29 protein-coding genes are annotated in these 26,141 nt (G+C 67.3%); 13 read left to right on the top strand and 16 right to left on the bottom strand.

The window, feature by feature from the left end; genetic code table 11:
- Positions 1-40: 40 nt before the first annotated feature.
- Entirely contained in the window at positions 41-934 is an 894-nt protein-coding gene (locus AC6H42_RS18775; protein ID WP_057153975.1) for a LysR family transcriptional regulator, read from the bottom strand.
- Positions 935-1,146: 212 nt separating this feature from the next.
- Here AC6H42_RS18775 and AC6H42_RS18770 point away from each other — a divergent pair, with 212 nt between their 5' ends.
- The gene (locus AC6H42_RS18770) at positions 1,147-1,899 is read left to right on the top strand and encodes an SDR family oxidoreductase (protein WP_057153932.1); all 753 of its coding nucleotides are present in this window, start codon (positions 1,147-1,149) and stop codon (positions 1,897-1,899) included.
- Between the two features lie 114 nt (positions 1,900-2,013).
- Positions 2,014-2,478 carry a carboxymuconolactone decarboxylase family protein gene (locus AC6H42_RS18765; RefSeq protein WP_057153931.1) on the top strand — a complete coding sequence of 155 codons (465 nt, stop codon included), beginning with the start codon at positions 2,014-2,016 and terminating at the stop codon, positions 2,476-2,478.
- A 4-nt stretch (positions 2,479-2,482) separates the two neighbouring features.
- On the opposite strand, the gene AC6H42_RS18760 is transcribed toward AC6H42_RS18765, so the two are convergent.
- Positions 2,483-3,262 (bottom strand): substrate-binding periplasmic protein, encoded by a 780-nt coding sequence (locus AC6H42_RS18760; protein WP_057153930.1) that lies wholly within the window; start codon positions 3,260-3,262, stop codon positions 2,483-2,485.
- A 96-nt stretch (positions 3,263-3,358) separates the two neighbouring features.
- Between AC6H42_RS18760 and AC6H42_RS18755 the strand changes: the two genes are divergently transcribed.
- A complete protein-coding gene (locus tag AC6H42_RS18755) occupies positions 3,359-3,907 on the top strand; it encodes a lipocalin family protein (protein ID WP_057153929.1) in 549 nt (182 codons plus the stop codon).
- Here the strand turns inward: AC6H42_RS18755 and AC6H42_RS18750 are convergent, their stop codons facing one another.
- Both AC6H42_RS18750 and AC6H42_RS18745 read right to left on the bottom strand, forming a co-directional pair.
- Entirely contained in the window at positions 3,908-5,089 is a 1,182-nt protein-coding gene (locus tag AC6H42_RS18750; protein ID WP_497548685.1) for a fatty acid desaturase family protein, read from the bottom strand. It abuts the gene before it with no gap.
- 18 nt (positions 5,090-5,107) lie between these two features.
- Positions 5,108-6,181 (bottom strand): ferredoxin reductase, encoded by a 1,074-nt coding sequence (locus AC6H42_RS18745; RefSeq protein WP_497548684.1) that lies wholly within the window; start codon positions 6,179-6,181, stop codon positions 5,108-5,110.
- 168 nt (positions 6,182-6,349) lie between these two features.
- On the opposite strand from AC6H42_RS18745, the gene fabR reads away from it, so the two are divergent.
- The 3 genes from fabR (at position 6,350) to AC6H42_RS18730 (ending at position 7,950) form a co-directional block, all read left to right on the top strand.
- On the top strand, positions 6,350-7,030 hold the full coding sequence (fabR, locus tag AC6H42_RS18740; protein ID WP_082551609.1) for an HTH-type transcriptional repressor FabR: 681 nt from the start codon (positions 6,350-6,352) through the stop codon (positions 7,028-7,030).
- A gap of 93 nt (positions 7,031-7,123) precedes the next feature.
- A complete protein-coding gene (locus AC6H42_RS18735; protein ID WP_057153925.1) occupies positions 7,124-7,462 on the top strand; it encodes a DUF6152 family protein in 339 nt (112 codons plus the stop codon).
- A complete protein-coding gene (locus AC6H42_RS18730; protein ID WP_057153924.1) occupies positions 7,462-7,950 on the top strand; it encodes a hypothetical protein in 489 nt (162 codons plus the stop codon). Before AC6H42_RS18735 ends, AC6H42_RS18730 begins: the two co-directional genes overlap by 1 nt.
- Positions 7,951-7,970: 20 nt before the next feature.
- Here the strand turns inward: AC6H42_RS18730 and AC6H42_RS18725 are convergent, their stop codons facing one another.
- A complete protein-coding gene (locus AC6H42_RS18725) occupies positions 7,971-8,384 on the bottom strand; it encodes a cupin domain-containing protein (RefSeq protein WP_082551608.1) in 414 nt (137 codons plus the stop codon).
- 164 nt (positions 8,385-8,548) lie between these two features.
- On the opposite strand from AC6H42_RS18725, the gene AC6H42_RS18720 reads away from it, so the two are divergent.
- Positions 8,549-9,562, top strand: coding sequence for a bestrophin family protein (locus AC6H42_RS18720; protein ID WP_497548683.1), 1,014 nt, complete (start codon positions 8,549-8,551; stop codon positions 9,560-9,562).
- 20 nt (positions 9,563-9,582) lie between these two features.
- Here the strand turns inward: AC6H42_RS18720 and AC6H42_RS18715 are convergent, their stop codons facing one another.
- A complete protein-coding gene (locus AC6H42_RS18715) occupies positions 9,583-10,596 on the bottom strand; it encodes a GlxA family transcriptional regulator (RefSeq protein WP_057153923.1) in 1,014 nt (337 codons plus the stop codon).
- A gap of 69 nt (positions 10,597-10,665) precedes the next feature.
- Between AC6H42_RS18715 and AC6H42_RS18710 the strand changes: the two genes are divergently transcribed.
- From AC6H42_RS18710 to AC6H42_RS18700, 3 genes are all read left to right on the top strand, one after another.
- Positions 10,666-11,640 carry a LysR family transcriptional regulator gene (locus tag AC6H42_RS18710; RefSeq protein ID WP_057153922.1) on the top strand — a complete coding sequence of 325 codons (975 nt, stop codon included), beginning with the start codon at positions 10,666-10,668 and terminating at the stop codon, positions 11,638-11,640.
- A gap of 161 nt (positions 11,641-11,801) precedes the next feature.
- Positions 11,802-12,545, top strand: coding sequence for an SDR family oxidoreductase (locus AC6H42_RS18705; RefSeq protein ID WP_497548682.1), 744 nt, complete (start codon positions 11,802-11,804; stop codon positions 12,543-12,545).
- Entirely contained in the window at positions 12,542-13,036 is a 495-nt protein-coding gene (locus tag AC6H42_RS18700) for an Ohr family peroxiredoxin (RefSeq protein ID WP_057153920.1), read from the top strand. The genes AC6H42_RS18705 and AC6H42_RS18700 overlap by 4 nt, the downstream gene beginning before the upstream one ends.
- Here AC6H42_RS18700 and AC6H42_RS18695 read toward each other — a convergent pair.
- Together AC6H42_RS18695 and AC6H42_RS18690 are read right to left on the bottom strand one after the other, a co-directional pair.
- A complete protein-coding gene (locus tag AC6H42_RS18695) occupies positions 13,020-13,670 on the bottom strand; it encodes a LuxR C-terminal-related transcriptional regulator (protein WP_057153919.1) in 651 nt (216 codons plus the stop codon). The two genes, AC6H42_RS18700 and AC6H42_RS18695, sit on opposite strands and share 17 nt — an antisense overlap.
- Positions 13,671-13,726: 56 nt before the next feature.
- Positions 13,727-14,206: a carboxymuconolactone decarboxylase family protein gene (locus AC6H42_RS18690; protein ID WP_057153972.1), complete on the bottom strand. Its 480-nt coding sequence runs from the start codon at positions 14,204-14,206 to the stop codon at positions 13,727-13,729.
- Positions 14,207-14,486: 280 nt separating this feature from the next.
- Here AC6H42_RS18690 and AC6H42_RS18685 point away from each other — a divergent pair, with 280 nt between their 5' ends.
- Positions 14,487-14,981, top strand: a complete 495-nt coding sequence (locus AC6H42_RS18685; protein WP_497548681.1) for an Ohr family peroxiredoxin — start codon at positions 14,487-14,489, stop codon at positions 14,979-14,981.
- Between the two features lie 15 nt (positions 14,982-14,996).
- Here AC6H42_RS18685 and AC6H42_RS18680 read toward each other — a convergent pair whose 3' ends face one another.
- The 6 genes from AC6H42_RS18680 to AC6H42_RS18655 all read right to left on the bottom strand — a co-directional run bounded on the left by AC6H42_RS18680 (position 14,997) and on the right by AC6H42_RS18655 (position 21,041).
- Entirely contained in the window at positions 14,997-15,575 is a 579-nt protein-coding gene (locus AC6H42_RS18680; protein ID WP_057153917.1) for a response regulator transcription factor, read from the bottom strand.
- The gene (locus AC6H42_RS18675) at positions 15,572-17,269 is read right to left on the bottom strand and encodes a methyl-accepting chemotaxis protein (protein ID WP_497548680.1); all 1,698 of its coding nucleotides are present in this window, start codon (positions 17,267-17,269) and stop codon (positions 15,572-15,574) included. Before AC6H42_RS18675 ends, AC6H42_RS18680 begins: the two co-directional genes overlap by 4 nt.
- A 33-nt stretch (positions 17,270-17,302) precedes the next feature.
- Entirely contained in the window at positions 17,303-18,799 is a 1,497-nt protein-coding gene (locus AC6H42_RS18670; RefSeq protein ID WP_057153915.1) for a putative bifunctional diguanylate cyclase/phosphodiesterase, read from the bottom strand.
- A 9-nt stretch (positions 18,800-18,808) separates the two neighbouring features.
- Positions 18,809-19,249 carry a response regulator transcription factor gene (locus AC6H42_RS18665; RefSeq protein WP_057153914.1) on the bottom strand — a complete coding sequence of 147 codons (441 nt, stop codon included), beginning with the start codon at positions 19,247-19,249 and terminating at the stop codon, positions 18,809-18,811.
- Positions 19,250-19,344: 95 nt separating this feature from the next.
- Positions 19,345-19,959: a response regulator transcription factor gene (locus AC6H42_RS18660; RefSeq protein WP_057153913.1), complete on the bottom strand. Its 615-nt coding sequence runs from the start codon at positions 19,957-19,959 to the stop codon at positions 19,345-19,347.
- Positions 19,956-21,041 (bottom strand): sensor histidine kinase, encoded by a 1,086-nt coding sequence (locus AC6H42_RS18655; RefSeq protein ID WP_082551606.1) that lies wholly within the window; start codon positions 21,039-21,041, stop codon positions 19,956-19,958. The genes AC6H42_RS18660 and AC6H42_RS18655 overlap by 4 nt, the downstream gene beginning before the upstream one ends.
- Before the next feature lie 192 nt (positions 21,042-21,233).
- Between AC6H42_RS18655 and AC6H42_RS18650 the strand changes: the two genes are divergently transcribed.
- Together AC6H42_RS18650 and AC6H42_RS18645 are read left to right on the top strand one after the other, a co-directional pair.
- Positions 21,234-22,055: an alpha/beta fold hydrolase gene (locus AC6H42_RS18650; protein ID WP_497548695.1), complete on the top strand. Its 822-nt coding sequence runs from the start codon at positions 21,234-21,236 to the stop codon at positions 22,053-22,055.
- 11 nt (positions 22,056-22,066) lie between these two features.
- Positions 22,067-23,065 (top strand): MBL fold metallo-hydrolase, encoded by a 999-nt coding sequence (locus AC6H42_RS18645; protein ID WP_497548679.1) that lies wholly within the window; start codon positions 22,067-22,069, stop codon positions 23,063-23,065.
- Positions 23,066-23,085: 20 nt separating this feature from the next.
- Here the strand turns inward: AC6H42_RS18645 and AC6H42_RS18640 are convergent, their stop codons facing one another.
- On the bottom strand, positions 23,086-23,487 hold the full coding sequence (locus AC6H42_RS18640; protein ID WP_497548678.1) for a DUF3597 domain-containing protein: 402 nt from the start codon (positions 23,485-23,487) through the stop codon (positions 23,086-23,088).
- An 83-nt stretch (positions 23,488-23,570) separates the two neighbouring features.
- Entirely contained in the window at positions 23,571-26,093 is a 2,523-nt protein-coding gene (gene galB, locus AC6H42_RS18635; protein ID WP_497548677.1) for a beta-galactosidase GalB, read from the bottom strand.
- Positions 26,094-26,141: the final 48 nt, after the last annotated feature.

The following is a 26,141-nucleotide window of genomic DNA, read 5'->3' as shown; positions in this document are numbered from 1 at the left end:
CCCTTCACGCCGTTTGCGCATTCTCGTGAGTGATTGCCCTTCATGCGCCCGGCGTAAACGCCGGAAGCTGTGCGAACACGCCGGCAATGAAATCCATGAATGCGACAGCCCGGGTCGGAAGCAGCCGGTTTGCGACGTAGACGATTTGAACCGGCACCGCCGGGGGCGTATGTTCCGTCAGCAGCAGTTGCAGATTGCCGCTCCCGAGCCCTTCCTGGAAGAGCCATGCCGGCCCATGTCCGATCCCGAGTCCCGCATTGACCATTTCGCGCGCGGCCTCCGGCGAGTTGACCCGGAGCCTGCCGGACACGGGAACTTCGGTATCCCGGAAGCGCCATGTGGCGCCTGACGACAGCAAGGTGTAGACCACGCAATCGTGCCCGCGCAGATCGTCGGGCGCGAGGGGCATGCCGCGCTTGGCGAGATAGCCCTTGCTGGCCACAAATACGCGCTCGAACAGGCCGATGCGCCGCGCACGCAGCGCACTGTCCTCCAGGTGTCCTATCCTGATCGCCAGCTCCACACCCTCGTCGACCAGGCCGACATACCGGTCATTGAGCTGGAGCTCCAGCGCCAGGCCCGGATAGCGTTCCAGGAACGCGGGAATATGCGGCAGCACAAAGGCGTGGGCCAGCGCCGTCGGGCAGGCCACGCGCAGCAGGCCGGACGGATTGGCGTTCTCCCTGAAGGACGACTCGGACTCCTCCACCGCGTCCAGGATGCGCCGCACTTCCGCATAATAGCGCTCGCCCTCCGGCGTGAGCGCAAGCTTGCGCGTGGACCGGTGCAGCAGCCGGGTTTGCAGATGCTCTTCCAGCGCCGCCACATGGCGGCTCACGTTGGGCTGTCCCAGACCCAGGTCGCGGCCGGCGGCGGAGAAGCTGCCGGTCTCCACCGCGCGCGCAAAGCAGGACATCACAAGAAAGCGGTCCAAGGTCAACTCTCCATTCGTGCCTTGATCAGGCTGTTATTCATGCCCCGTTTCATGCTCCATTCATGCTCCATTCATGCCCCATTCATGCTCCGGAAGCATGAAACATATGCAAAGACATGATCTTATCGGATTTGAAGCATGGGCGCATAGTTCACTCCACGGCAGGCCGGCCGATACTGGCTGGCCACGAATCACCAACAGGAGAACTTTTAATGGCCCGTTTACAAGGCAAACGCACACTTATCACCGGCGGCACCAGCGGCATCGGCCTCGAAACTGCCCGGCAATTCCTTGCCGAAGGCGCCCGCGTCATCGTCACCGGGATCACTCCGCAGTCCATTGCCAAGGCCAGGGCGGAACTTGGCAGCGAGGTTCTGGTGCTGAGTGCCGACTCGGCCAGCGTGACCGCCCAGAAGCAACTGGCGCAGGCCGTCCAGGCCCATTACGGCCAGCTCGATATCGCCTTTCTCAACGCTGGCGTCTCCGTTTGGGCGCCGGTCGAATCGTGGACCGAGGAAATGTTCGACCGCTCGTTCGACGTCAACGTCAAGGGCCCCTACTTCCTGATCCAGGCGCTGCTGCCGGTATTCGCCAACCCCGCTTCGGTGGTGCTCAACACGTCGGTCAGCGCGCATGTCGGCGCGGCGCGTTCATCGGTCTACGCCGCGACCAAGGCCGCCTTCCTGAACATGTCGAAGACGCTGTCCAGCGAACTGCTGGGAAACGGCATCCGCGTCAACGCCGTCAGCCCAGGCCCGGTCGACACGCCGCTGTATGACAAGCTGGGCATACCGGACGCCTACCGCGGGCAGCTCAACCAGGAAATTACCGCATCAATCCCGGCCGGCCGCTTCGGCACACCGGAGGAAGTGGCCAAGGCGGTGCTGTACCTCGCTTCGGACGAGTCCCGCTGGACGGTGGGCGCCGAGATTGTCGTTGATGGCGGACGCATGCTGAACGGCTGAAATCGGAAAATTTGAACAATTTTCCCGAAAAGCTGTCACAAGGGCGCGGCGGCCCACGTCTTATGGGTATGAAAGCAGCACATTGGGTGTTGCCCTGACCTGAAAGAGACCATCATGAGTGCACGTATTTCGCTGTTCACCCTGGCCCCCGCTCCCCTGAAAGCGATGATCGCCCTGTCCGGCGCCGCCAAGCAAAGTTCGCTGGGCGCGCGCCTGGTGGAGCTGATCAACCTGCGCGTGTCGCAGATAAACGGCTGCGGCCTGTGCGTGGACATGCACTGGCGCGACCTGGTGAAGCAAGGCGCGGACTACCGTCACCTGAACGCCATCGCCGGCTGGCGCGAAGCCCCCGCCTCCTTCTTCAGCGCCCGCGAACGCGCCGCGCTGGGCTGGGCTGAAGCCGTGAACGCGCTGCCGCACAAGGACGACACCGACGCCGCCTACGCCGAGCTGCGCGCGCACTTCAACGAAACCGAAGTGGCTGAAATGGCCTACGCCATCGCTGTCATCAGGGGTTGGAATTCGATCAACCTGAGCCTGCGTAACCAGATCCCCGAAGTGCCGCCGCCAGGCATGTAATCGGCTATTTGTGCGTCAAGCTGGCGCCGTCCAGCAAAATGCCGGTGCGCTGCAGGTTGGCGTTCAGGATGGACACGGCGGCGCCGGACTTCACCAGCGCGCGCAAGCGCGCTTCGAACGGCTCCAGGTACTTGATGCACGGGCTGTTGCGCGAGAAGCCGAAGTAGTTCCTGTCCTCGGTGGCGAAAGGCCGCAGGGCCATGTAACGCTCGCCCAGCCCATGGTTGGCCAGGTATGCCTCTCCGGCGTACAGTCCGACCAGGAAGTAGTCGATGCGGCCCAGCCCCAGCTTGCGGAAATTGGTGTCCAGCGTGCCGGACTCCTGCAAGTGCAGTTCCGTCTCGGCGAATCTGTCGAAATCCGGGCCAAAGCGGTTACCCAGCGCGGCGCCGCCACGCTTGTCCCGCAAGTCGTCCCAGTTGGCGTAAGCAAAGCTGCGCTGGCGGTCAACGAAGATGGCAACCGGGTTGCGGAACGCAGGGGTGGGCGCAAACGCCAGGTAGCGCTCGCGCTCCGGCAGGATCTTCAGCGTCGCCACCAGGTCCACCTGGCCAGCCTGCGCCGCGGCGAGCACCCGCTTCCACGGCCCGCTGTAACGCACTTCATAGGGCGCGCCGATGTCCTCCAGCACGCGGGTAGCCAGGTCGATGCTGGCGCCGCGCAAGCTCTGGCCGTCATACCAATGCAGTGGCTGATAGTCGGGATCGGCGGAGACGATGACCTTGCTGCATTCCGCCGCAGCCGGCAGGGCCATTGCCAGCGCCAGCAACATGGCAATTTTCATCGTGACAGTATAGGTGATTTCCCGGCCCGGATTGATTTCCGCAGCACATTTCGGCGCCAGGCGCTACCATGGCGGCTTTCGCCCGGAGACTATCCAATGCTTAAAATCCTGACTGCCGCCAGCCTCGCTCTGGCCTGCGCCGGCGCCGCCGCGGCGCCAGCGGAACCCGTGCAGCCGATCCCCGCGCTGGACGTGCCGCGCTACATGGGCACCTGGTACGAGATCGCAAAATATCCCAACTACTTCCAGCGCAAATGCGTGGGCAACACCACCGCGACCTACGCGCTGCAGCCCGACAAGACGGTACTGGTGACCAACCGCTGCGCGATTGAAAAGAACGACGCCATCGTCGCGACAGCCGAGGGCCGCCAGGTGGGCGGCGCCGAGTCGCCCAAGCTGGAAGTGCGCTTTGCGCCGGCGTGGCTGTCCTTCTTGCCCTTCGTGTGGGCCGACTACTGGGTCATCGACCTGGACGAGCAGTACCAGCTTGCGGCCGTGAGCGAACCGAAACGCGAGTACCTGTGGATCTTGTCGCGCACGCCGCAAGTGGCGCCGCAAGCGTACGCGGCCCTGCTGGCGCGCCTGGAGAAACAGGGATACAGCCTGCAGAAGCTGGTGAGCACGCCGCAGGCCGAGAGGAGGTAATTACGCCGAGGTGGCGGCGTCGCCCACCTTGCGCGCACGCTGCGGACGCGCCGGCGGCGGGCCGTCCAGCAGCGGGCTGTAACCGGGGAAGCTCATGCGCAGGATGCGCAGCACCGTGGTGCCGAACTGGCGCGTGAGCGAGCCGGTGTTGTACGGCAGGCGGTACCGGGCGCACAGCGCGCGCACGCGCGGCGCCACCTCGCCGTAGCGGTTGCTCGGCATGTCGGGGAACAGGTGGTGCTCGATCTGGTGGCTCAGGTTGCCGCTCATGATGTGGAACAGCTTGCCGCCCTTGATATTGCAGGAACCCAGCAGCTGGCGCACGTACCAGTGCGCGCGGCTTTCGTTCTCCACCTCAGCCTTGGTAAACACGTGCACGTCCATCGGGAAGTGGCCGCAGAAAATGATCAGATAGGTCCACAGGTTGCGCACGATGTTGGCCGCCGCGTTGGCGCCCGCCACGTAGAAGAAGAACGGGCCGGCCAGCAGCGGGAACAGCAGGTAGTCCTTGCGCATCTGGCGCAGGATCTTGCCGCGCGTGCGCAGCCACATTGGACGCAAGGTGGCCCACTTCAGGCGGCCCTGCAGCACGCGGCCCAGCTCCAGTTCCTGGATCGCGATGCCCCACTCGAAGAACACCGCCAGCAGCAAGGCCCACAGCGGATTGCCCAGGTTGAAGGGCTTCCAGCGCTGGCCGGAGAACAGGCGCAGCAGGCCGTAACCCGCCACGTCGGCATCCTTGCCCAGCACATTGGTCCAGGTGTGGTGCTTGACGTTGTGGGCGTGCTTCCACTGGTCGGACGGGCACACATGGTCCCACTCCCAGCGGCCCGACTGGATTTCCGGGTCGCGCAGCCAGTCCCATTGCGCGTGCAGGATGTTGTGGCCAATCTCCATGTTTTCCAGGATCTTGGCCGCGCCCAGCGTCAGCACGCCCAGCACCATCACGGGCCAGAAATAGGCCCAGCCGGCCAGCGCATGGCCCCATTGCGGCAGCAGCGCCAGGCTGGCGTAAATGGCCAGGCGGCCGCTGATCTCCAGATAGCGGTGGATTTTCAGCAAGCGGCGGATGTAGCGCGCATCGCGCTCGCCGCGGCTGGCCATGACTTCGTTGCGGATGGATTCGATCTCGCTGCCAAAGGCCGCGATGTCGGCGGGGGAGAGGTGGGATGGAATGGGCATGGAATTCTCTTAAATAGTTTACAGCGCCAGTTCGACGTCGCCGACTGCGCTGCAGACGCAGACTTGCACGGTGTCGCCCGGCTCGGCGATCAGGGCGCCGTTGCGCAGGTCGCGCACGCAGCCGCTGACCAGCTTGGTGTCGCAGCCGTGGCAGATGCCCATGCGGCAGCCGTGCTTGGGATTGAGGCCGGCATTCTCGGCGATCAGCAGCAGGCTGGTGGCGCCGTCCGACTGCGCCTCGGTGGCGCTGCCGGCGAAGGTGACGCGGCCTGCGGTCGCTTCGGCGGTGGTTGCGGCCAGCGGTGCGTGGAAACGCTCCACGTGCAGCAGGTGCGACAGGCCGGCAGCCTGCCAGTGCGCTTCCACCGCCGCCAGCAGGGAAGCCGGGCCGCAGGCCCACACTTCGCGCGTGCGCCAGTCCGGGCAGGCCGCTTCCAGCTGTGCGGCACTGAAGTGGGCGCCGCCGTCCTGGGTGTAGTAGCGCTGCAGCTGGTAGTGGCGCTGGGTGGCGGCCAGCGTATCCAGTTCGGCGCCGAAAATGACGTCGCCGGCGCGCGGCGCATAGTGCATGTGCACCGTGTCCGGTACCACTTCGTACTCCTGCACGTAGTTGCGCAGCATGCTCATGACGGGCGTAATGCCGCTGCCGCCGGTGATGAACAGCGGGTGCACCGGCATCGACTCGGGCAGCACGAAATCGCCTTGCGGTTCGCCCAGCGGCAGGTATTCGCCCACGCGCACCTGGCGCACCAGGCGCTGCGACACCCTGCCTTCGACCACCGCCTTCACGGTGACGGTGATGCAGCCGTCCTCGCGGTCCGGCGCGGACGAGATGGAATAGGTGCGGGTATGGCGCTGGCCGCCGATCGGCACGCCCAGGCGCACGAACTGGCCGGGACGGTGGCTGCGCCAGCCGGCGCCCGGGCGCAGGGTCAGGGTGCGGCTGTCGGCGGTTTCTTCATGCACGGCGACCACGCGCGCCATCAGGGCGTGCGAGGTCCAGAGCGGGTTCACCAGCTCCACGTAGTGCGAATGGCGCAGCGGGTAGGCGAACATGTCCGCCAGGCTGGCCAGGGAAGATCGTAAAGTCATTGGGATAGCAAACGCATGGCAAATAATAAGGATTGCCATGATTGTGTACACTTGTACACATCAAGTCAAGCCCCGGTTGATCAAATAACAGGCAAACCTGTCATCAGCCTGTCACATTTGCCTGCCATGGCCGTGTAAAATAGGGATACACCTGTACACATGAGATCTATGAGCGAACACGAAACCGAGGAAGGCGCGGCACGGCCGGAACGCAAGACCGGCACCCGCAAGGCATTGCTGCAGGCGGCGCTGACGCTGGTGGGCGAAGGGCGCAGCTTCACCAGCCTGGGGCTGCGCGAGATCGCGCGCCAGGCCGGCGTGGTGCCGAACGCCTTCTACCGCCACTTCCGCAACACGGACGAGCTGGGGCTGGAACTGGTGGACGAGATGGGCATCACCTTGCGCCGCCTGCTGCGCGAAGCGCGCCAGATCGACGTTTCACGCGGCTCCATCCTGCGCCGCTCGGTGCGGGTGTACCTGGATTATGTGAAGGCGAACCGGCTGCAGTTCCAGTTCATCGCCACCGAGCGCTCGGGCGGCAGCCGCATCCTGCGCCTGGCGATCCGCACCGACGTGACCCACTTCACCAATGAAATGGCGCAGGACATCCGCGCACTGGGCCGCTACAGGGACTTGCCGACCCCGCGCCTGCAGATGGTGTGCGGCCTGATCGTCATGACCATGCTGGCCGCCGCCACCGACATCCTGGACCTGCCGCCCGGCCAGCCGCTGCTGGAGGGCGAGATGGAGGAAAATTTCGTGCAGCAACTGCACGTGATCCTGCTGGGCGCGTCCAAGTGGCAGGAAAAGGACGCGCACCAGGCAGCCGTGCTGTCGCGGCGGGGGTAGCGGCGCGGCTGCTTCCCGGGCTGTGCGCCCCTCCGCCCCAGACGGCGTAGAATCGCTCCGTCACCAGATGCCATTCTGATACGGGAGCACACCATGAGAAACTGGTTCTTGCTGGCCGCGTTTGCGGCGACATCCGCCCTGGCCCACCACGGCTGGAGCGAATACGACGCGCAGCGGCCGCTGACGCTGAGCGGCACTATCGAGGAGGCGGGTTATTCGCATCCGCACGGCTTCGTGCGGCTCAAGACCGGCACCCAGAGCTGGACCGTGGTGCTGGCGCCGCCCTCGCGCATGGAAAGCCGGGGGCTGGAAAAGGACGCGCTGGCGGCCGGCAAGCAGGCCAGCGTGATGGGCTATCCGCACCGCAGCAAGGGCGACGAACTGCGCGCCGAACGCATCACCCTGGCCGGCAAGACCACGGAGCTGCGCTGATGCCGCTGGTGGCCGGCGCCGCCGAGTGGCTGGCGTCGACACCGCTGTCGCAGGCCATGCGCGGCAGCCTGTGGCTCTATCCCGTGGTGGAAACCGTGCACATTTTCGGCTTTGCCGTGCTGGTGGGCGCTGTGGCGCTGTTCGACCTGCGCGTGCTGGGCTGCGCGCGCACGCTGCCGGTGCGGACGCTGGGGCGGCACCTGCTGCGCTGGGCGCTGGCCAGCCTGCTGCTGGTGGTGCCGGCCGGCGCGCTGCTGTTTGCCTCCCAGCCGCTGGAATTCATCGCCAATCCCGTCTTCAGGCTGAAGCTGGCGCTGCTGGCTGCGGCCGGCCTGAACGCGGCCTGCTTCCATGCCGGCGTGTACCGCAATGCGGCGGCCTGGGACGTCGGGCACCCTGCCCCGCCACTGGCGCGGGCTCAGGCGGCGCTGTCGCTGCTGCTGTGGGTGGCGCTGATCACTTGCGGCCGCATGCTGGCGTACGTGTGACGCAGGAATCTCCGTACCCCTTAGTGGTCGGTCGGGATCAGCACCGGCTTGTTCTTCTCCTTCAGCAGGAAGACGACGAACCTGGCCGGCTTGGTCTTGCTGGCGTTGCGGCCCACGGTGTGCAGGTCGGCGGGGCCTTCATAGAAGGTGTCGCCCGGCTTCAGGGTCACTTCCTTGCCGCCCTTGACGCCCATGACGATGGAGCCTTCCAGCACGTAGACTATGCCGTGCGCGTCGTGGCGGTGCACCGGATCTTCGCCGCCGGGGGCGTATTCCACGGAGATCATCAGCAATTCCTTGCCAGCTGATTCGGGCACGTCCCTGTTGATGAGAGGCTTGACCGACACGCCGCCGGGTGCGCCTTGCGCCGCCGGCATTGCCAGGATCATGGCGACGTTCACGCACAGGCCGAGGACGATGTTCTTGGTGTTCATGGTGGTTCTCCAGTTGGGTGGTGGGCTGCTGCTGGATTCATTCTAGGTGCGCGCCACCGCCGCCGGTAGGCACATGGCGGGCCCCACGCTGGTGAGCATCAGGCACCAATCAAGACGTGCCGCGCATGTGATACTGGATGCATCCCACGCACCCGGAACACATCATGCACATCGGACGATCCTACGGCCTGGCCGAATTCCTGCGCTGGACGCGGCGCAAGACTTATATCCTGCTGGCGCTGTCTACCGCGCAGGTGGCGGCCTACGAGCTGCTTGCATGGCGCTGGCTGGCCATGCCATGGGCGGTGGCGGCGCTGCTGGGCACGGCGGCCTCTTTCATCGTGGGCTTCAAGAACGCGCAAACCTACAACCGGACGCTGGAGGCGCAGCAGGTGTGGAGCAGCCTCGCCAGCATCAGCCGCTACTGGGGCCTGATCAGCCGCGACTTCACCGGCATGCCGCTGGCTGCGCGCGAGCTGGTGCAGCGCCACCTGGCGTGGCTGGCCTGCGTCCGTTACCAGCTACGCAGCGCGCGCGTGTGGGAGGCGGCGGCCAACCAATACAACTTCGAGTACCGCGCCAGATGTTATACGGTGGCCGAGCACGATGTGCCGCTGGAGTCGGCGCTGCGCGCCTATCTGCCGGAAGCCAGCGCGGCGCAACTGGCCCGCTCACGCCGGCCCGCGCTGACGCTGATCGGCATGCAAAGCAGCGCCATCAAGGAGCTGTTTGCCAGCCAGGCGATCCCGGTGCTGCAGCACGCCGAGATGCAGAAAACCCTGAAGGAGCTGATCGACCTGCACAGCCGCGCGGAGCGCATCAAGAACTTCCCCTACCCGCGCCAGTACGCCATTATCCACACTCTCTTCGTGTGGCTCTTCGCCGCGCTGCTGCCGCTGGGCGTGGTGCGGGAATTCGACAAGCTCAATGAGGTGGTGGGCGGCGCGCTGGCCGGCCACATGGCCTGGCTGGCGATTCCGTTCAGCGTGCTGGTGGCGTGGATGTATGTGGCGCTGGACCAGGTGGGCGAGAGCACCGAGAATCCCTTCGAGGGCGGCGCCAACGACGTGCCGGTCACGCATATCTGCCGCCAGATCGAGGGCGACCTGCGCGAACTGCTGGGCGAGGAAGCGCCGCCGGACGATGGGGTTGCGGCGCGCCACGCCATCATCCTGTGACGCGGCCAGCCAGGGTGGCCTCAGGCAGCGCTGCGGAAGCGTTCGCGGTAGGCGCTGGGCGATTCGGACAGGTTGCGCTGGAAGCACTGCCGCATGCGGCCCTCGTCGCCGAAGCCGCAGTCGCGCGCGATCTGGTCGATATTGCGGCTGGAATCTTCCAGCAGGCGGCGCGCCGCCTCCAGGCGGAACAGCTCCACCGCCTTGGCCGGCGTGCGGCCCGTGGTTTCGCGGTACACGCGCGAGAAATTGCGAGGGCTCATGAGCACGCGCCTGGCCAGTTCGTCCACCGTCAGGCTGGCGTTGCCCAGGTTGTCGGCGATCCACAAGTGCAGCGCTTCGAACTTGTCGCCGTCGCGCAGCTGCGAGTCCAGCAAGGCGCTGAACTGCGCGTGCCCGCCCGGCCGCTTGACGAACACCACCAGCTCACGCGCCACTTCCAGCGCCACGTCGCGCCCGCAGTCCGCTTCCACCAGCGCCAGCGCCAGGTCGATGCCGGCGGTCACACCGGCCGAGGTCCAGATGCCGCCCTGGTGCACGAAGATGGCCTGGCGCTCGATTTCCACCTTGGGATGGAGCTCCTTGAGCCGGTCGCTCAAGGCCCAGTGGGTCGCGGCGCGCTTACCGTCGAGCAAACCTGCTTGCGCCAGCACAAATGCACCGCTGCAGACCGAGGTGGTGCGGCGTGCGGTGCCCGCCGCCGCGCGCAGCCAGTCCACCAGCGGCTGCGCATGTTGCAGCACTTGTTCGATATGGGGCGCGCCGGGGACCACGATGGTGTCCACGTCTTCCGGCCGGAACGCCGACAGGGACTCGGTGAACATGGGCACGCCCTCCAGCGTCGGCACCGCACCGCCCTCCACGCTCACCGTGTGGCGCGCGTAGCCGGGGCGGCCGCGCTGCCGCATCACGCGGTCCGCGCACCAGAACACGGTCTGTGGGCCGGCCATGTCCAGCATGCACAGGCCGGGGAAGGCCACGAATAGCACCAGCGGCCGGCGCGGCGCGCTTGGCAGAAAATCACCGATGTTTGGCATTTACTCGCCACTCCTGCAGGTTTAATCTACTTCCTGTCAATATTGTCTCAGAATAATGCTCTGGAAAACATGAATTCATTCTCCGCAGCAGAATCCGACGCCCTCGCGTCCAGCTTCGCCACCACCTACGCCGGGGTGGTGGCGTTTATCGCCGTGGCCACCGAAGGCAGCTTCGCCAGGGCGGCGGACCGGCTCGGCATCGGCCGTTCGGCGGTGAGCCGCAGCATCCTCAAACTGGAAACCCAGCTCGACACCCGCTTGTTCCTGCGCACCACGCGCAGCACCACGCTCACCAGCGAAGGCCAGTTATTTTACGAGTATTGCAGCCCCGGCGTGGAACGCATCGTGCAGGCCGTGGAAGAAATGCGCGACCTGCGCTCGGGCGCGCCGCGCGGCCAGCTGCGCCTGTGCGCCACGGCCGGCTTCGGACGCAAGGTGGTGGCGCCGCTGCTGAGCGGCTTTCGCGCCCTGTACCCGGACATCACGGTCGATCTTGTATTGGACAGCAACCCCACCGACTTCATCGCCAAGCGCGTCGACGTGGCGTTCCGCAATGGCCGCATGGACGACAGCCAGGTGGTGGCCAAGCAGCTGATCCCGATGCAGCTGCTGGTATGCGCCTCGCCCGCCTACGCCAGGGCGCACGGCCTGCCGGACAGCGTGGACGACATCGCCCGGCACCGCTGCATCACCTACCGCGAGTCCTCGGGCCGGGTGGAGGAATGGGAATTCCGGGTCGGCGGCGTGACGCGCTCGCTGCAGCCCAAGGCTTCCTGCACCTTCAATGACGCCGACCTGGTGCTGCAGGCGGTGCTCAACGGCGAAGGGCTGGCGCAGCTGGCCGGTTACCAGGTCTGCGAGCTGCTGCGCAGCGGCGAGCTGGTGGCGGTGCTGCCGCAATACGCGCCGGACGACCGGGGCCACTATCTGTGCTACCTGAACCGGCGCCACCTGCCCACCCGCAGCCGCGTTTTCATCGACTACATCACGCTGCAGATCCGCTCGCTGGACCTGTACTGCATCGGCAATTTCTCCCCGCCCTGACTGCGCTTGCCAACCCGCGCCATTGGTGCCTGCCGCTCACCACTGTGGAGCCATGCGCAGGCCTACCGGCGCCCCCATGCGCAACCTAAACTGGACCTTGTACCGCGATCTCCGCAACCGGGTCCCTCAGCCGTCCTGAGCGCAACACAAGGAGTTTCATCATGAAAATCGTCGTTATCGGTGGCACCGGCCTGATCGGCAGCAAAACCATCAAGATCCTGCAGCAGCGCGGCCATGAAGCCATCGCCGCTTCGCCCAATTCCGGCGTCAACACCGTCACCGGCGAAGGCCTGGCCGCCGCACTGGCCGGGGCCGACGTGGTGATCGACGTGGCCAATTCACCGTCCTTCGCGGACGACGACGTGCTGGCCTTCTTCACCGCGTCCGGCCGCAACCTGCTCAAGGCGGAAACCGAGGCAGGCGTGAAGCACCATATCGCGCTGTCGGTGGTGGGCACCGATCTGCTGGCCGAAAGCGGCTATTTCCGGGGTAAGATAGCACAGGAAAAATTGATCAAGGAAGCCAAGGTGCCCTACACCATCGTCCATTCGACCCAGTTCTTCGAATTCCTCGGCGGGATCGCGCAATCCGGCGCGGACGGCAATACCGTGCGCCTGTCGCCGGCGCTGGTGCAGCCGATTTCGTCGGACGACGTGGCGCTGGCCATGGCAGATTACGCCACCGCCGCCCCGCTCAACGGCACGGTGGAAATCGCCGGTCCGGAAGCGTTCCCGCTATCCGGGCTGGTGCAGCAATACCTGCAGTCGATCGGTGATCCGCGCAAGGTGGAAGCCGATGCCGGCGCGCGCTACTTCGGCGCGCTGCTGAACGAGCGCACCCTGGTCCCGGCCGGCAAAGCGCGCCTGGGCACGGCCACCATCCAGAGCTGGCTGCAGAAGAAATGAAGCCGCTCGCCCCGCCGCCGCTCTCGCTGCTCGATAAATACGTGGGCCAGGATATCCAGCCCTTGTACACGACGACGGTGCGGGTAACGGGGGGCGAGGCCGAACACGGGCGCGCCTCCGGCGTGGCCCGCTCGGACGACGGCAATCTCGATTTATCGTTGCGCCTGCCGCCCGAACTGGGCGGCCCGGGCGGCGGCACCAATCCCGAACAGCTTTTCGCAGCCGGCTTTGCGGCCTGCTTCCACGGCGTTATCAGCCTGCTGTCGGCCAAGGCCGGCCTGGGCGCGGACGGCGCCTCGGTGGAAGTGTCGGTCTCTTTCGCGCGCGATCCGATGGACGGCATGTATCTGCTCACTTCCGCGCTGACGGTGCGCCTGCCCGGCATGAAACAGGCCGCCGCCGAAGAACTGGTGCGCAACGCCGAGCGCGTTTGCCCCTACGCCAAAATGGCGCGCGAGGGGCTGCTCAGCGTCGTTACGCTGGTGGACTGAGCTGGCCGGCCAGCAGCCCCTGCTCCATCGCGCTCAGCACCACTTGCGTGCGGGTGGACGCCTCGAACTTCTGCATCAGCTGCTTCATGTGGGTTTTCACCGTGCCCACGCCTATGCCCAATTCGCGCGCGATCAGCTTGTCCGGATGGCCGCGCGAGAGGATGGACAGCACGTCGGCCTCGCGCCGCGTCAGCGGCGGGCGGCCCAGCGCGTTGGCCACGCTGCGGCTGGCGGCCGCGCCGAGATAGCGGCAGCCCATGCCGAGCAGGCGCACGCATTCCACCAGTTCGCCGGCATCGGCCTCCTGCAGCAGGTAGCCGTGCACGCCGCTATCCACCGCAAGGCGCACTTCGCCTTCCTTGCCGTGCTGCGTGACCACCAGCAGCCGCCTGGCCCGCTCCGTGCCAGCTCCCCCGCAGTCGCGCGCGGCGCGCAGCGCGGACGCGTAATCGGCAATCACCACGCAGGCCTCATCGCTGCACGGCCACTGCCCCGGCGCGCTCACGTCCAGGCCGGGCTGGCCGGCCAGCATGGCGCCCAGCCCGGCGCAGACGATGGGACAGCTGTGCATCAGGTAAACCCTGGTGCGGTGGGCCGCGGCGCGGCTGGTAAGCAGGCAGATCGGTGCATTCATGATGGGCTCCAGGCAGCAGGCGTGGCACGGAAGGCGGGAAAAACCCGCCATGGCTGTTATTCGAGGTGGGCTTTATCCAGGCCGAAGGCCTTGTCGTACGAGCCGGGCACGAACTTGAAGGCGACGTTGATGCGGTTCCACGCGTTGATGGCCATGATCTCGAAGGTCAGGTCGGACAGCTCCTTTTCGGACAGCTGCGTGCGCACACGCTCGTAGATGTCGTCCGGCACGCCCTGCTCGGGCAGGCGGGTCAGCACTTCGGTCCAGGCCAGCGCGGCGCGTTCGCGCGGAATGAACAGCGTCGATTCACGCCACGCGGCCAGGTGGTGCAGGCGCAGCGGGCGTTCGCCGTGGATGGTGGCCTGCTTGATGTGCATGTCCACGCAAAAACCGCAGCCGTTGATCTGCGAAGCGCGGATCGCCACCAGGTCGAGGATGGATTCTTCGATCGCGCCTTGCTTGATGACGGTGTTGAGCTCCACGAGCTTCTTGAACAGTTCCGGGGATTGCTCCTGGTAGTTGATACGGTGGGTCATGATGATCTCCTGGTTGGTGGGTCCGGTGTCCGCTTGCGGAAGCGCGCGGTACAGAGCCATTCTAGGAGCGCGCCGGGGGCGGCGGTAGGCACATGGCGGGCCGCACGCTGGTGAGCGCCAGGCACCAATCGGATGGCCGCCGCCGGCGATTGGTGCCTGGCGCTCAACACTGTGGCGCCCGGCACGGATCTAGCGCACCGAGCGGCGCAGGCTTAGACTGAGCCGGATAGCGCATATCCACGCGTGCACCGCGCGTTCCAAACCCGGGAGACAACCACTAATGAAGCCGCTCGCGCCGCCGCCGTTATCGCTGCTCGACAAATACGTCGGGCAGGACATCCAGACCCTCTACAGCACGGCAGTGACAGTGACGGGCGGCGAGGCCGGGCACGGGCGCGCCTCCGGCGTGGCGCGTTCGGACGACGGCAACCTGGAGCTGGCGCTGCGCCTGCCGCCGGAACTGGGCGGCCCGGGCGGCGGCACCAATCCGGAGCAGCTGTTCGCGGCCGGCTTCGCGGCCTGCTTCCACGGCGTGCTTTGCCTGCTGGCGGCCAGGGCCGGGCTGGGCGCGGCCGAGTGCTCGGTGGAGGTCTCGGTGTCCTTCGCGCGCGACCCGGTGGACGGCATGTACCTGCTCACCGCGGAGGTGAAGATCCGCCTGCCCGGCTTGCGCCAGGCCACGGCGGAGGAACTGGTGCGCAACGCCGAACGGGTCTGCCCCTACGCCAAGATGGCGCGCGAGGGGCTGCTGAACGTGATCACGCTGGCGACATAGGCCACTGCGCCCGCGCTAAGCCGCCAGCAGGCCGCGCTCGAACGCCGCCAGCACCACCTGGGTGCGGCAGGCGGCGTCGAACTTGTGCATCAGCTGCTTCATATGGGTCTTGACGGTGCCGAGGCCGATGCCCAGTTCGCGCGCGATGGCCTTGTCCGGACAGCCGCGCGCCAGGATGTGCAGCACCTCCTCTTCGCGCGGCGTGAGCTGCTGGCGGCCCAGCGAACTCACCACGCCCAGCCTGGCCGCTGCGCACAGGTAGCGCGTACCCTGGGCCACCGCGTGTACACCGGCCACCACGTCCGCCGCCGCGCATTCCTGCACCAGGTAGCCCAGCACGCCGCCCTCCATCGCGCGCAGCACCTGGCATTCCTTGCGCAGCGACGTAAACACCATCAGCCGCGCCAGCCGCTCCTTCTGCCGCGCCGCCTGCATCACCGCCGCGTAGTCGGCAATCACCACGCCTTCCGCGGCAGGCGCCGGCCATTCCCCCGGCGCGCTCACGTCCAGGCCGGGCTGGCCGGACAGGATGGCGCTCAGGCCGGCCTTGACGATGGGGCAGTCGTGCAGCAGGTAGACCTTGATGGCGCTCATACCACCCCCGCCACGTAGACTGGATGGGCAGCGGCGCGCGGGCGCCGGGGGGCGCCGGCGCGCCGCACCGGCCAGCCCGGGGCTGCTGCGGCGGGCGCCGGCTCCAGCGCCATGTCGATCACGCCTTCGCTGGCATCCTGCTGCGTGTCGCGCAGGCGGAACACGTCCACGCTGCGGGTGAGGCGCTGCGCCTGTTCGCCCAGCGACACCAAGGCCGCCAGCGACTGCTCCACCAGCGCAGCGTTCTGCTGGGTGGCGCCGTCCAGCTCGGACAGCGTGTGGTTCACCTGCTGCAACCCGATGCTCTGCTCGCGGTTGCCCGCGCTGATTTCGGCCACCAGCCCGGCCACGCGGCGCACGCCGCCCGTCACCCCGGCGATGGTGGCGCCGGCGCCGTGCACCACGCGGCTGCCCTCGCCCACCTGCTCGATGGATGCGGCGATCAGCTGCTTGATCTCGCGCGCCGACTGCGCGCTGCGCTGCGCCAGGCTGCGCACCTCGCCCGCCACCACGGCGAAGCCGCGTCCCTGCTCGCCGGCCCGTGCCGCTTCCACCGCCGCGTTCAGCGCCAGCAGGTTGGTCTGGAAGGCGATGCCGTCCATGACGCCGACGATGTCGCCGATGCGGCGCGAGGATGCATCGATGCCGTCCATGGTGGCCAGCATGGCGCCCACCGCCTCTTCCGCGCTATGCGCTTGGGCAGCGGTGCGCTCCATCAGGCTGTGCGCCTGGGCCGCCTTGTCGGCATTGTGGCCGACCGTGACGGTGAGCTGTTCCATGGTGGCGGCGGTTTCCTCCAGCGAGGCGGCCTGGCGCTCGGTGCGGCTGGCCAGGTCGGCGTTGCCGGCACTGATCTGCTCGGACGCGGCGGCGACGGTATCGGCGCCGCTGCGCACCTGGCCCACCATCTGCCGCAGGCGCTGGTTCATGCCGTTCAGCGCGCGCAGCAGTTCGCCGGTTTCATCGCGCCAGCCGCTCACGGCCACCGTACGCAAGTCGCCGCCGGCGACGCGCCGGGCGATATCGACCGCCTGGCGCAATGGCTGCGAAATCAGCCGCGCCACCCAGGCCGCCAGCAGCATGCCGAGGACCACGGTGGCCGCGATCAGGCCGCTGATCATGGTGCGCGACTTGGCGTAGGCGGCGGCGGCCGATGCCGCCGCCGCCTCGCTGCCCGCTTCGCCGGCTGCCACCAGCCCCGCCACCAGCCCGGATGCCTCGAAGTTGTATTTGCGCGAGTCGCCGCGCAGCACCGCCAGTGCGGCGGCACGGTTGCCGCTGCGGTTCAGCGCCACCACCTGGCGCGCGGCGGCGCGGTAGGAATCCAGCGCGGCTCGGAATTGCTGGAAGCCGGCCTGTTCGGCGTCCGACTTGGGCGCTTGCGCGTAGGACTCCACTGCGGCCAGCAGCTGCGCCATTTCATTGCTCATCTGCGTTTCGTAATAATCGAATTCGCCGGCCTGGGTGGACAGCGCATGCTGCAGCTCGTAGGTGCGGAAGCGCAGCAGGTCGGCCTTGATCAGCAGCACATTGCGCACCGCCGGCGCCCAGCGCTGCATAATCTCGCTGTTGACACGGTTCAGGTGCTGCAGCTGCAGGAAGCAAAACACGCCCAGCGCCACGGTAAGCGCCAGCACGGCGGCAATGGCGGCGATCAGCTTTTGCGCAATCTTCAGGTGGTAGAACCAGTTCATGTCAGTCTCCGGTTGGTGGCGGGGTTATTGTCGTCAGGCTGCGCGCAGCTGCATGCTGCCGTGCAGGAAATTCAATGCGGCCTTGGCGGGCAAAGGGCGGCTGTAGTGGTAGCCCTGGATTTCGTCGCACTGCCAGCCGTGCAGCAGCGCGCGCTGGGCTTCGGTTTCCACGCCCTCGGCGATCACCGTCATGCCCAGGCTGTGGCCCAGCCCGATGGTGGCCTGCACGATGGCGCTTTGCTCCTTCACCGTGCCCATGTCGCGCACGAAGGACTGGTCGATTTTCAGCTTGTCGATCGGGAAGCGGCTCAGGTAGGCCAGGCTGGAAAAGCCGGTGCCGAAGTCGTCGATCGACAGCCGCAAGCCCAGCGCGCGCAGGCGCTGCAGCAGCACGATGGCGCTCTCGGCGTTCTCCATCATCACGCCTTCGGTGATTTCCAGTTCAATGCAGGACGGATCGATGTGGGTGGCGGCCAGCAGTGCCTCGATGTGCGGCAGGAAGCCCGGCGCGGCGAACTGGCGCGGCGAGATATTGACGGCAATGACCAGGCGCCGGCCGCTGTCGGCCTGCCACACGCTAAGCTGGCGGCACACTTCCTCCAGCACCCATTCGCCGATGGAGACGATCAGGCCCGATTCCTCGGCCAGCGGTATGAAATGGCCCGGCGCCACCAGGTCGCCGCCACGGCGCCAGCGTATCAGCGCCTCGAAGCCGATCAAGCCGCCGTGCGACAGCGATTGCTGCGGCTGATAGTGCAGCTCCAGCTCCCCGCGCTCGACCGCACGGCGCAGCTGCGCTTCCAGGTCCAGCCGCTGGCCGGCCTGTGCGTTCAGGCTCTCGGAATAGCGCACCAGCGTGTCGCCGCCGGCCTGGCGCGCGGCCTGCAGGGCGGCGTCGGCGTTGCGCAGCAAGACGTCCGGCTCGGCGCCGTCTTGCGGGTAGCACACCGCGCCCAGGCTCAAGGTGGTAAACACTTCATGGCTTTCGCATACATACGGCTGGCCGGCCCTGGCGCGCAGGGCGCCGATGGCGGTATCGAACTCCGGGCTATCGCGGCGGCCCTGGTACAGGATGGCGAAGTTGGCGCCGTCCAGCCGGTACACTTCGCCGCCGCATTCCTCGGCCGCATGCTGGATGCGCCGGGCCAGGCCGATGATCATGCGGTCGCCGAAGCCGTGGCCGTAGCCGCCCACGATGCGCGAGAAGCGGTCTATGGTGCCCAGCACCACGGTGTGCGGCCGCGCGGGAAGGCTGCGCAGGCGCGCCTCGAAGGAGCGGCGGTGGGCCAGCCCGGTCAGCGGATCATGCCCGGCCTGGTACGCCAGTTGCTGCTCGACCCGGAAGCGGGCCTGCACGTGGTACAGCAGGAAGGCGCCGGTCAGCAGCGCCACCACGTCGAACAGGTGCACCAGCCGCGTCATGCCGGCGCCGGTGGAGCGTTCGATCAGGACCGACAGCGCCACGCTGGCGGCGATCAGGCATACCAGCAGCGCGTAGGCGGTGCGGCGCGAATTCCAGGCTGTACTCATGTCTGCTCCCTAAATGGTGGATGAAGCGGATGGCTCTGAAGACGAAGGAGGAATCGTTGCGGCGCAAGCCTGGCTGACGCATCGCATCAACTCGTCGCCCTGGAAAGGTTTGCTGAGAAAGGCCGCCGCCCCGCCCTGCTGCGCGCGCTGGCGCACTGCAGGCTCGGGGAAGGCGGTCAGGACGATCAACGGCACCGTGCAGCCCTGGCGGCGCAGATGCTCAAGCAGCTCAATGCCGCTCATGCCCGGCATTTGCAGGTCGCTGATGATGCATTGGCTGTTGTGTTGCGCGCCGGCGGCCAGCAGGCTCTCGGCGCAATCGAATTCAGCGGCGGCGTAGCCGTAGGAACGCAGCAGGCTGCTGACGGCGCCGCGCACGTCGTCGTGGTCATCGACGATGGCGACGCGGCAAGGGCCCTGCGTTGGACTGGAACTGGTAAAACTGGACACGGCGTACTCCCTGAAACATCATGGGAGCACGATACAGGCGGCGCCGCGGCGGCGAAATCATACATGGGTATAGTACGGCTATACCCTTGGCTGGTTCAGCCCGGGCGCGCCGTGTCGATGCCGAGCGCTTCGGCCATGCGCACCAGGTCGGCGAAGGTGCGCGCCTGCATCTTGCGCATGGCGTTGCCACGGTGGATCTTGACGGTCACCTCGCTGGTGCCCACCTGTGCGGCAATCTGCTTGTTCATCAGGCCGCTGGCCGCCAGCGCCATGATCTCCCGCTCGCGCGGGGTGAGCGACTGGTAGCAGGCCTGCAAGGCTTGCTGCGCCTGGCCGGCCTCGCGCCGGGCGCGGTCCGCCTCCAGCGCCGCGTTGACCGCGTCGATCAGGTCCTGGTCGCGGAACGGCTTGGCCAGGAAGTCGAGCGCGCCAGCCTTCATGGCGCGCACAGACATCGGGATGTCGCCGTGGCCGGTCATGAAGACCACGGGCAAGGCCACGCCGTCGCGATTGAGCTCTGCCTGGAAATCCAGCCCGCTGATGCCCTGCAGCCGCACGTCGAGCAGCAGGCAGCTGGCCGCTTCCTCGCGCCGGTGCGCCAGGAACTGCGGCACGGAGCCGAAATCGGCCACACGCAGGCCAACCGAGCGCAGCAGGCTGGAAATGGCCGCGCGCAGCGGCGCGTCGTCGTCCACGATATAGACGATCATGGCGCCCCCTCCGGCATATTGCGCCGCAGGGCGGGCAAGGAAAACAGCAGCACGGCGCCCCCGGCCTGCGCGCCGGCCCAAATGCGCCCGCCGTGCGTTTCGATAATGGAGCGGCAGATCGGCAGGCCCATGCCCATGCCGTCTTCCTTGGTGCTGAAGAAGGCATCGAACAGCTTGGGCAAGTGGTCGGCGGGAATGCCGGGACCGGTGTCGGCCACGCTGCACGTCACCCCGCCCTCGTCGCAGCTGCGGGTGCGCAGTGTCAGCACAGCCTGCCCGGGTGCGCAGTGCTGCATGGCCTGCATGGCGTTCATCAGCAGATTGATCAGCACCTGCTGCAGCTGCACGCGGTCGCCGCAGACCTGCGGCAGGCCGGGCGCCAGGTCCAGCTTGAGCGTCACCTGGTGGCTGGCCAGTTCGCGCCGCACCAGGCCGGCCGCTTCCAGCGCCACGTCGTTCAGCGCCAGCGGCAGGTGGCGCGGGTCGCTGCGGCGCGCCAGCGCGCGAATGCGGCGTATCACTTCGCTGGCGCGTCCGGCCGCCTCCAGCAGGCTGCCGATGGCGGCGCGCGCCTCGCCCAGCTCCGGCTGCGGGCGGTTCAGCCAGCGCAGGCTGGCCTCGCCGTTGGTGGCGATGGCGGCCAGCGGCTGGTTCACTTCATGCGCGATGGAGGCCGCCAGCTCGCCCAGCATGGTCACCCGGGTGACATGGGCCAGCTGCGCCTGCGAGCGGTGCAGCGCCTCTTCGCGCGCGATCAACGCATTGGTGGCGGCCTGCCAGCGCAGCGCCAGCCAGGCGGTGATGCCGATCGCCGCCAGGCTCACCACCATGCGGCCGGAGGCCGGGCCGGAGAATGTGGCCGCATGCGACAGCGCGTAGGCCAGCAGCGTGAGGCACAGGCACACCGCGCTGGTCAGCATCACGCCGCTCCTGCGCCACACGCTGGCCGACAGCAGCACCACCACCACGTACATGACGGCGATCGCCACGTCCAGCGGCGTGAACGCATCAACAGCGAATATGGTCAGCGTCAGGCCGACCAGCAAAATCGACAGCAAAGGGCTGCCTTGAACCCGGACCATGCACTGCCCTTCTTCAAACGGAGTGGTATGGCCATATTATAGTGCGGCCGCGCGTGCGGGAAACCCACACCAAAGTATGATGCGGCGGCGGCCAGGGTCTCTCCCTTAGTCCAGATGGACGGGCTTTCGTGCGCTGCGCAGAATGGCGGCTCCACTCAACCAATGGGAGCAACCATGACCACCACCCGCACTATCAACACCGTTACCACCCGCGACGGCACGCTGATCAACTTTAAAGACTGGGGCCATGGCCCGGCCGTGGTGTTCAGCCACGGCTGGCCGCTGCAGGGCGACGCCTGGGAAGACCAGATGATGTTCCTGGCAGAACACGGCTACCGTGTTATCGCACACGACCGCCGCGGCCACGGCCTGTCGAGCAAGCCATGGCATGGCAACGACATGGACACCTATGCCGACGACCTGGCCACGCTGATCGAGGCGCTGGACCTGAACGGCGCCACGCTGGTGGGCCATTCCACCGGCGGCGGCGAAGTGGCGCGCTACATAGGCCGCCACGGCACCGGCCGCGTGGCGCGCGCGGTGCTGGTGGGCGCGGTCACGCCGCAGATGCTGGTGGGCCCGGCCAACCCGAACGGCGTGCCGATGGAAGTGTTCGACGGCATCCGCAGCGCGGTGCAAGCGGACCGCTCGCAGTTCTTCAAGGACCTCACCACCGCCTTCTACGGATTCAACCGCGAAGGCACCAGGGATTCGCAAGGCCTGCGCGACACCTTCTGGCTGCAGGGCATGCAGTGCAGCATCCGCAGCGCCTACGCCTGCATCAAGCAATTCTCTGAGACCGACTTCACGGAAGACCTGAAGAAGATGACGGTGCCGACCCTGGTGATCCACGGCGACGACGACCAGATCGTGCCGATCGCCGCCACCGCCCGCCGCGCCGTGGAACTGCTGCCGCAAGGTACGCTGAGCGTGTACGAAGGCGCGCCGCACGGCCTGCCGTCCACCCACAAGGACAAGCTCAACGCCGAGCTGCTGGCCTTCCTGCGTTCCTGATCTTGCGCACCATGGCCGCGACCAACACCAGGTTCACCTTCCCGCTGCTGGCCGCCGCCATGCTGCAATTCGCACTGCCGCTTGCATCGCTGGCCCCGCCCGCGCAAGCGGCGGCGCCGCAGGTGCGCAGCCAGGCGCCCGGCTACTACCGCATGCTGCTGGGCCAGTTCGAGATTACCGTGCTGTCGGACGGCACGCACGCCTTCCCCATCGACACGGTGATGAACAACATCACGCCGGCGCAGGCCGGGCGCGACCTGGACGATGCAGGCCTGGCGCAGCCGGTGCAGGGTTCCATCAACGCCTTCCTCGTCAACACCGGCCAGCGCCTGATCCTGATCGACGCCGGTGCAGGCGCCCTGTATGGCGACTGCTGCGGCAGGCTGCTGCAGCACCTGCGCGCGGCCGGCTACCAGCCGGAGCAAGTCGACACGGTGCTGCTCACCCACCTGCACAAGGACCACGCCGGCGGCATCATGCGCCAGGGCATGGCGGCGTTTCCGAACGCCGTGCTGCGCATGGCGCAAGGCGAAGCGGACTACTGGCTGAGCAAGGCCGCCCAGGACGCCGCGCCGGAGTTCCTGCGCAGCTTCTTCGACAGCGCGCGGGTTTCGGTGGCGCCCTACCAGGCTGCCGGCCGCTTGCGGCCCTACGCCGAATACGGCCAGCTCGAGCCCGGCATCAAGGCCCTGCCGGCGCCGGGGCACACGCCCGGACACGCGGCCTATCTGGTGGAAAGCCAGGGCCGCCAATTGCTGGTGTGGGGAGATATCGTGCATGTGGCGCCGCTGCAGTTTCCGCACCCTGAGGCCACCGTCAAATACGACAGCGACGCCGCAGGCGCGCAGCAGCAACGCCGCCAATTGCTGGAGATGGCAGCCAGCGGCCACATGGTGGTGGGTGCCGCCCACATCGCCTTCCCGGGCCTGGGCCGGATCGGTACGGCCAGCGGAGGGACCGGCTACCGCTGGCTGCCGGTGAACTATGAAGGCACGCCGGGACAAGACTAGCCGGTCCCGGCGCGCCGGCTTCAGGAGGCCAGGTCGGCCGGCACCTTGCCACCGTTGGCGGCCAGTTTCGCCATTACCTGCTTGTGCAGCCAGATATTCATGGCCGCCGAATCGCCGGTGTCGCCGCTGTAGTGCAGCTCCTTGGCCAGCTCCTTGCGCGCATCCAGGCTGCTATCGAGTTGCAGCAGCTTGAGCAGATCGACGATGGAGGTACGCCAGTTCAGCGGCTGGCCGGCGCTCTGCGCCTTCTGGTCCAGGATGGCTACCACGTCCACTTCGGGCATGGCGGCGGGCGCAGCCGCCGGGGCCGGAGCCGATGCGGGCGCGGCCGGCGCCGCCGGCGCCGCAGGAGCGCTCGCCTGCGTCACCGCAGGATGCGAGCCGGGGAAGATCTTGCTGAAGATATTACTCAGGATACCCATGGTATAACCCTTCCAAAGTGGTGCAACGTCGACGAAGCGTCCGCTACGGGTCTGTACGGGTGCTGCACGGGTTCTGCCTGGACTCAGCGCCCATTCGGAGTCTGGCCTGCGGCGCTGCTGGTCAGCGTCGCCTTGCCCCCCTCCAGACCATCGCTGGACGCGCTGACGGTGATAGTACCGGACTGCCCCGCCTTCGTGCGCACGATAGCCAGCGCCAGGCCGTTGAACGCCGCCCGCTCGGGCGACTGGAAAGACACCAGGCTGGTGGCGTCGCCGTTGTCGGTGGCGACCAGCTCGCCCGGGCCGCTGACGGTGAAGCGCACCGCGTTGCTGCTGCGCGGCACCGGCCGGCCCTGCTTGTCGGTGATGGCCACCGTGACAAACGACAGGTCCGCGCCGTCGGCCCGCAGCGCGCTGCGGTCCGCCGTCAGCGCCAGCCTGGCCGCCTTGCCCGCCGTCTTCACAGTGTCCTCCGCCCACGGCTTGCCCTGTTTGTACACCACCGCCTTCAGCGTGCCGGGCTGGTACACCACCTCGTCCCAGCGCAGGCGGTAATCGCGCGCGCCGCGCTGCTTGCGGCCCAGCGATTTCCCGTTCAGGAACAGCTCAGCCTCATCGCCCGAGGTGTACAGGTGCACCGGCGTGACCCGCCCCACCCGCTCCGGCCAGTTCCAGTGCGGCAGCAGGTGCGCCATCGGCAGATCCGGACGCCAGCGCGCCTGGTACAGATAGAAGCGGTCCTTCTTGAAGCCCGCCAGGTCGACGATGCCGAAGTAGGAACTGCGCGACGGCACCTTGACCTTGCTCAGCGCCGCCAGTTCCTGCTCGGCGCGCGCGCGGGCGGCCGGGTCGGTGAAATTCAGCACGTTGGTGCTGTCGGCGTTGTACGGCGTCGGTTCGCCCAGGTAGTCGAAACCGGTCCAGACGAATTCGCCGGCCACGAAGGGATTGTCGTCCAGCCCCTTGAATTCCAGCTCCGGCGCGGAGGCCCAGCGCGGCGCCGACAGGTCGTAGCTGCTGACCTGGAAATTGGCCATGCCCTGCGACTTGTCGTCGCTGACCGGGAAGAAGTACTCGCCGCGCGAGCTGACCGTGGACGCGGTCTCGCTGCCGATCACCGGGATGTGGGGTGCGCTGTTGTGGAACGTCGGGTACTCCCACGGCTTGTAGTTGAAACCCACCACGTCCACCGCTGTCTGGAAGCCGTTGTAGCCGGAGACGACGTGGTTGAAGCCGGCCGTGGTCAGGCGCGTGCGGTCCTCGCTGCGCACGATGTCGGACAGGTGCGCAGCCACCTTCCACCCTTCCGGTTCGCCCTGCTCGCGGATCTCGTTGCCGATGCTCCACATGATGATGCTGGGGTGGTTGCGGTCGCGCCGCACCATGGCGCGCAAGTCCTTCTCGTGCCACTCGTCATACAGGAGGCCGTAGTCGTTCTTCTTTTTCCCCAGCCGCCAGGCGTCGAATGCCTCTTCCACGATCAGGAAGCCCATGCGGTCTGCCAGGTCCAGCAGCTCCGGCGCGGGCGGGTTATGCGTGGTGCGGATGGCGTTGGCGCCCATGTCGCGCAGGATCTCGAGCTGGCGTTCCAGCGCGCGCACATTGAGCGCCGCGCCCAGCGCGCCCAGGTCGTGGTGCATGCACACGCCCTGTATCACCACCCGTTCGCCGTTCAGCAGAAAGCCGCGCTGCGCGTCGAAGGCCACGGTGCGGATGCCAAAGGGGGTTTCCACCTGGTCCACCACCTTGCCTTGGCCGGACACCGTGGTCACCGCCACGTAGCGCTGCGGCGACTTCGGGCTCCAGAATTTGGGCTGGCTCACCTGCAGTGACTGCGCCAGCAGGATCTGGCGCCCCGCGCCCACTTTGGCCAGCGCCGACGGGCTGCTTTGCGCCAGCGCGGCGCCGGTGCGGCGGCCCGCCGCGTCCAGCGCGTAGATCGCGGTGGATACCTGCGCTGCCGTGGCGCCGCCGTTGTTCTCCAGCGTGACTTGCACGTCAACCGTGGCGGCATCGGCCTTGACGATGGGGGTGGTAACGAAGGTGCCGTTGTGCGCCACGTGCAACGGCGCGGCCTTCACCAGCCACACGTTGCGGTAGATGCCGCCGCCGGGATACCAGCGCGAAGACTCGGGCGGGTTGTCGATGCGCACCGCCAGCACGTTCTCGGCGCCGGGTTTCAGGTGCTTGCTCAGGTCCACGCGGAAGGAGCTGTAGCCATAAGGCCAGCCGCCCACCTGCTGGCCGTTGAGCCACACGGTGGCGTGCGACATGGCGCCGTCGATGTCGAGATAGACCTGCTTGCCGGCGTCGCCCGCCGGGGCGGTGAAGGTCTTGCGGTACCAGGCCACGCCCCACCACGGCAATTTGCCGGTCTCGCCCTCATACTCCTGCCTGAACGGGCCTTCGATGCCGAAATCGTGCGGCAGGTCCAGCTTGCGCCAGGCTTTGTCGTCCAGTCCGGCCGCCGCAGCGGCGCCGGGCGCGCCGGCCGGCTCGCCCTTCATGAAGCGCCAGTCGGCATTGAAGGAGATGCGTTCGGCGGCATGGGCGGAGACACTCATGCCCACGCCGGCGGCGAGCAGCAGGTGGGGTAACAGGCGCATGTTGGGCGTATAAATGAGCAGATCGGGCGCCTAGTATCGACTTGAAAA

This window comes from Massilia sp. NBRC 108631 (assembly GCF_059704565.1).
The sequence above is the reverse complement of the archived record's forward strand: the minus strand, read 5'-3'. Positions and strand labels throughout refer to the sequence as shown.

Coding starts and splice junctions, on each gene's coding strand:
- AC6H42_RS18770 (WP_057153932.1), top strand. CDS start 1,147: ATGGCCCGTTTACAAGGCAAACGCACACTTATCACCGGCGGCACCAGC.
- AC6H42_RS18765 (WP_057153931.1), top strand. CDS start 2,014: ATGAGTGCACGTATTTCGCTGTTCACCCTGGCCCCCGCTCCCCTGAAA.
- AC6H42_RS18760 (WP_057153930.1), bottom strand. CDS start 3,262: ATGAAAATTGCCATGTTGCTGGCGCTGGCAATGGCCCTGCCGGCTGCG.
- AC6H42_RS18755 (WP_057153929.1), top strand. CDS start 3,359: ATGCTTAAAATCCTGACTGCCGCCAGCCTCGCTCTGGCCTGCGCCGGC.
- AC6H42_RS18750 (WP_497548685.1), bottom strand. CDS start 5,089: ATGCCCATTCCATCCCACCTCTCCCCCGCCGACATCGCGGCCTTTGGC.
- AC6H42_RS18745 (WP_497548684.1), bottom strand. CDS start 6,181: ATGACTTTACGATCTTCCCTGGCCAGCCTGGCGGACATGTTCGCCTAC.
- fabR (WP_082551609.1), top strand. CDS start 6,350: ATGAGCGAACACGAAACCGAGGAAGGCGCGGCACGGCCGGAACGCAAG.
- AC6H42_RS18735 (WP_057153925.1), top strand. CDS start 7,124: ATGAGAAACTGGTTCTTGCTGGCCGCGTTTGCGGCGACATCCGCCCTG.
- AC6H42_RS18730 (WP_057153924.1), top strand. CDS start 7,462: ATGCCGCTGGTGGCCGGCGCCGCCGAGTGGCTGGCGTCGACACCGCTG.
- AC6H42_RS18725 (WP_082551608.1), bottom strand. CDS start 8,384: ATGAACACCAAGAACATCGTCCTCGGCCTGTGCGTGAACGTCGCCATG.
- AC6H42_RS18720 (WP_497548683.1), top strand. CDS start 8,549: ATGCACATCGGACGATCCTACGGCCTGGCCGAATTCCTGCGCTGGACG.
- AC6H42_RS18715 (WP_057153923.1), bottom strand. CDS start 10,596: ATGCCAAACATCGGTGATTTTCTGCCAAGCGCGCCGCGCCGGCCGCTG.
- AC6H42_RS18710 (WP_057153922.1), top strand. CDS start 10,666: ATGAATTCATTCTCCGCAGCAGAATCCGACGCCCTCGCGTCCAGCTTC.
- AC6H42_RS18705 (WP_497548682.1), top strand. CDS start 11,802: ATGAAAATCGTCGTTATCGGTGGCACCGGCCTGATCGGCAGCAAAACC.
- AC6H42_RS18700 (WP_057153920.1), top strand. CDS start 12,542: ATGAAGCCGCTCGCCCCGCCGCCGCTCTCGCTGCTCGATAAATACGTG.
- AC6H42_RS18695 (WP_057153919.1), bottom strand. CDS start 13,670: ATGAATGCACCGATCTGCCTGCTTACCAGCCGCGCCGCGGCCCACCGC.
- AC6H42_RS18690 (WP_057153972.1), bottom strand. CDS start 14,206: ATGACCCACCGTATCAACTACCAGGAGCAATCCCCGGAACTGTTCAAG.
- AC6H42_RS18685 (WP_497548681.1), top strand. CDS start 14,487: ATGAAGCCGCTCGCGCCGCCGCCGTTATCGCTGCTCGACAAATACGTC.
- AC6H42_RS18680 (WP_057153917.1), bottom strand. CDS start 15,575: ATGAGCGCCATCAAGGTCTACCTGCTGCACGACTGCCCCATCGTCAAG.
- AC6H42_RS18675 (WP_497548680.1), bottom strand. CDS start 17,269: ATGAACTGGTTCTACCACCTGAAGATTGCGCAAAAGCTGATCGCCGCC.
- AC6H42_RS18670 (WP_057153915.1), bottom strand. CDS start 18,799: ATGAGTACAGCCTGGAATTCGCGCCGCACCGCCTACGCGCTGCTGGTA.
- AC6H42_RS18660 (WP_057153913.1), bottom strand. CDS start 19,959: ATGATCGTCTATATCGTGGACGACGACGCGCCGCTGCGCGCGGCCATT.
- AC6H42_RS18655 (WP_082551606.1), bottom strand. CDS start 21,041: ATGGTCCGGGTTCAAGGCAGCCCTTTGCTGTCGATTTTGCTGGTCGGC.
- AC6H42_RS18645 (WP_497548679.1), top strand. CDS start 22,067: ATGGCCGCGACCAACACCAGGTTCACCTTCCCGCTGCTGGCCGCCGCC.
- AC6H42_RS18640 (WP_497548678.1), bottom strand. CDS start 23,487: ATGGGTATCCTGAGTAATATCTTCAGCAAGATCTTCCCCGGCTCGCAT.
- galB (WP_497548677.1), bottom strand. CDS start 26,093: ATGCGCCTGTTACCCCACCTGCTGCTCGCCGCCGGCGTGGGCATGAGT.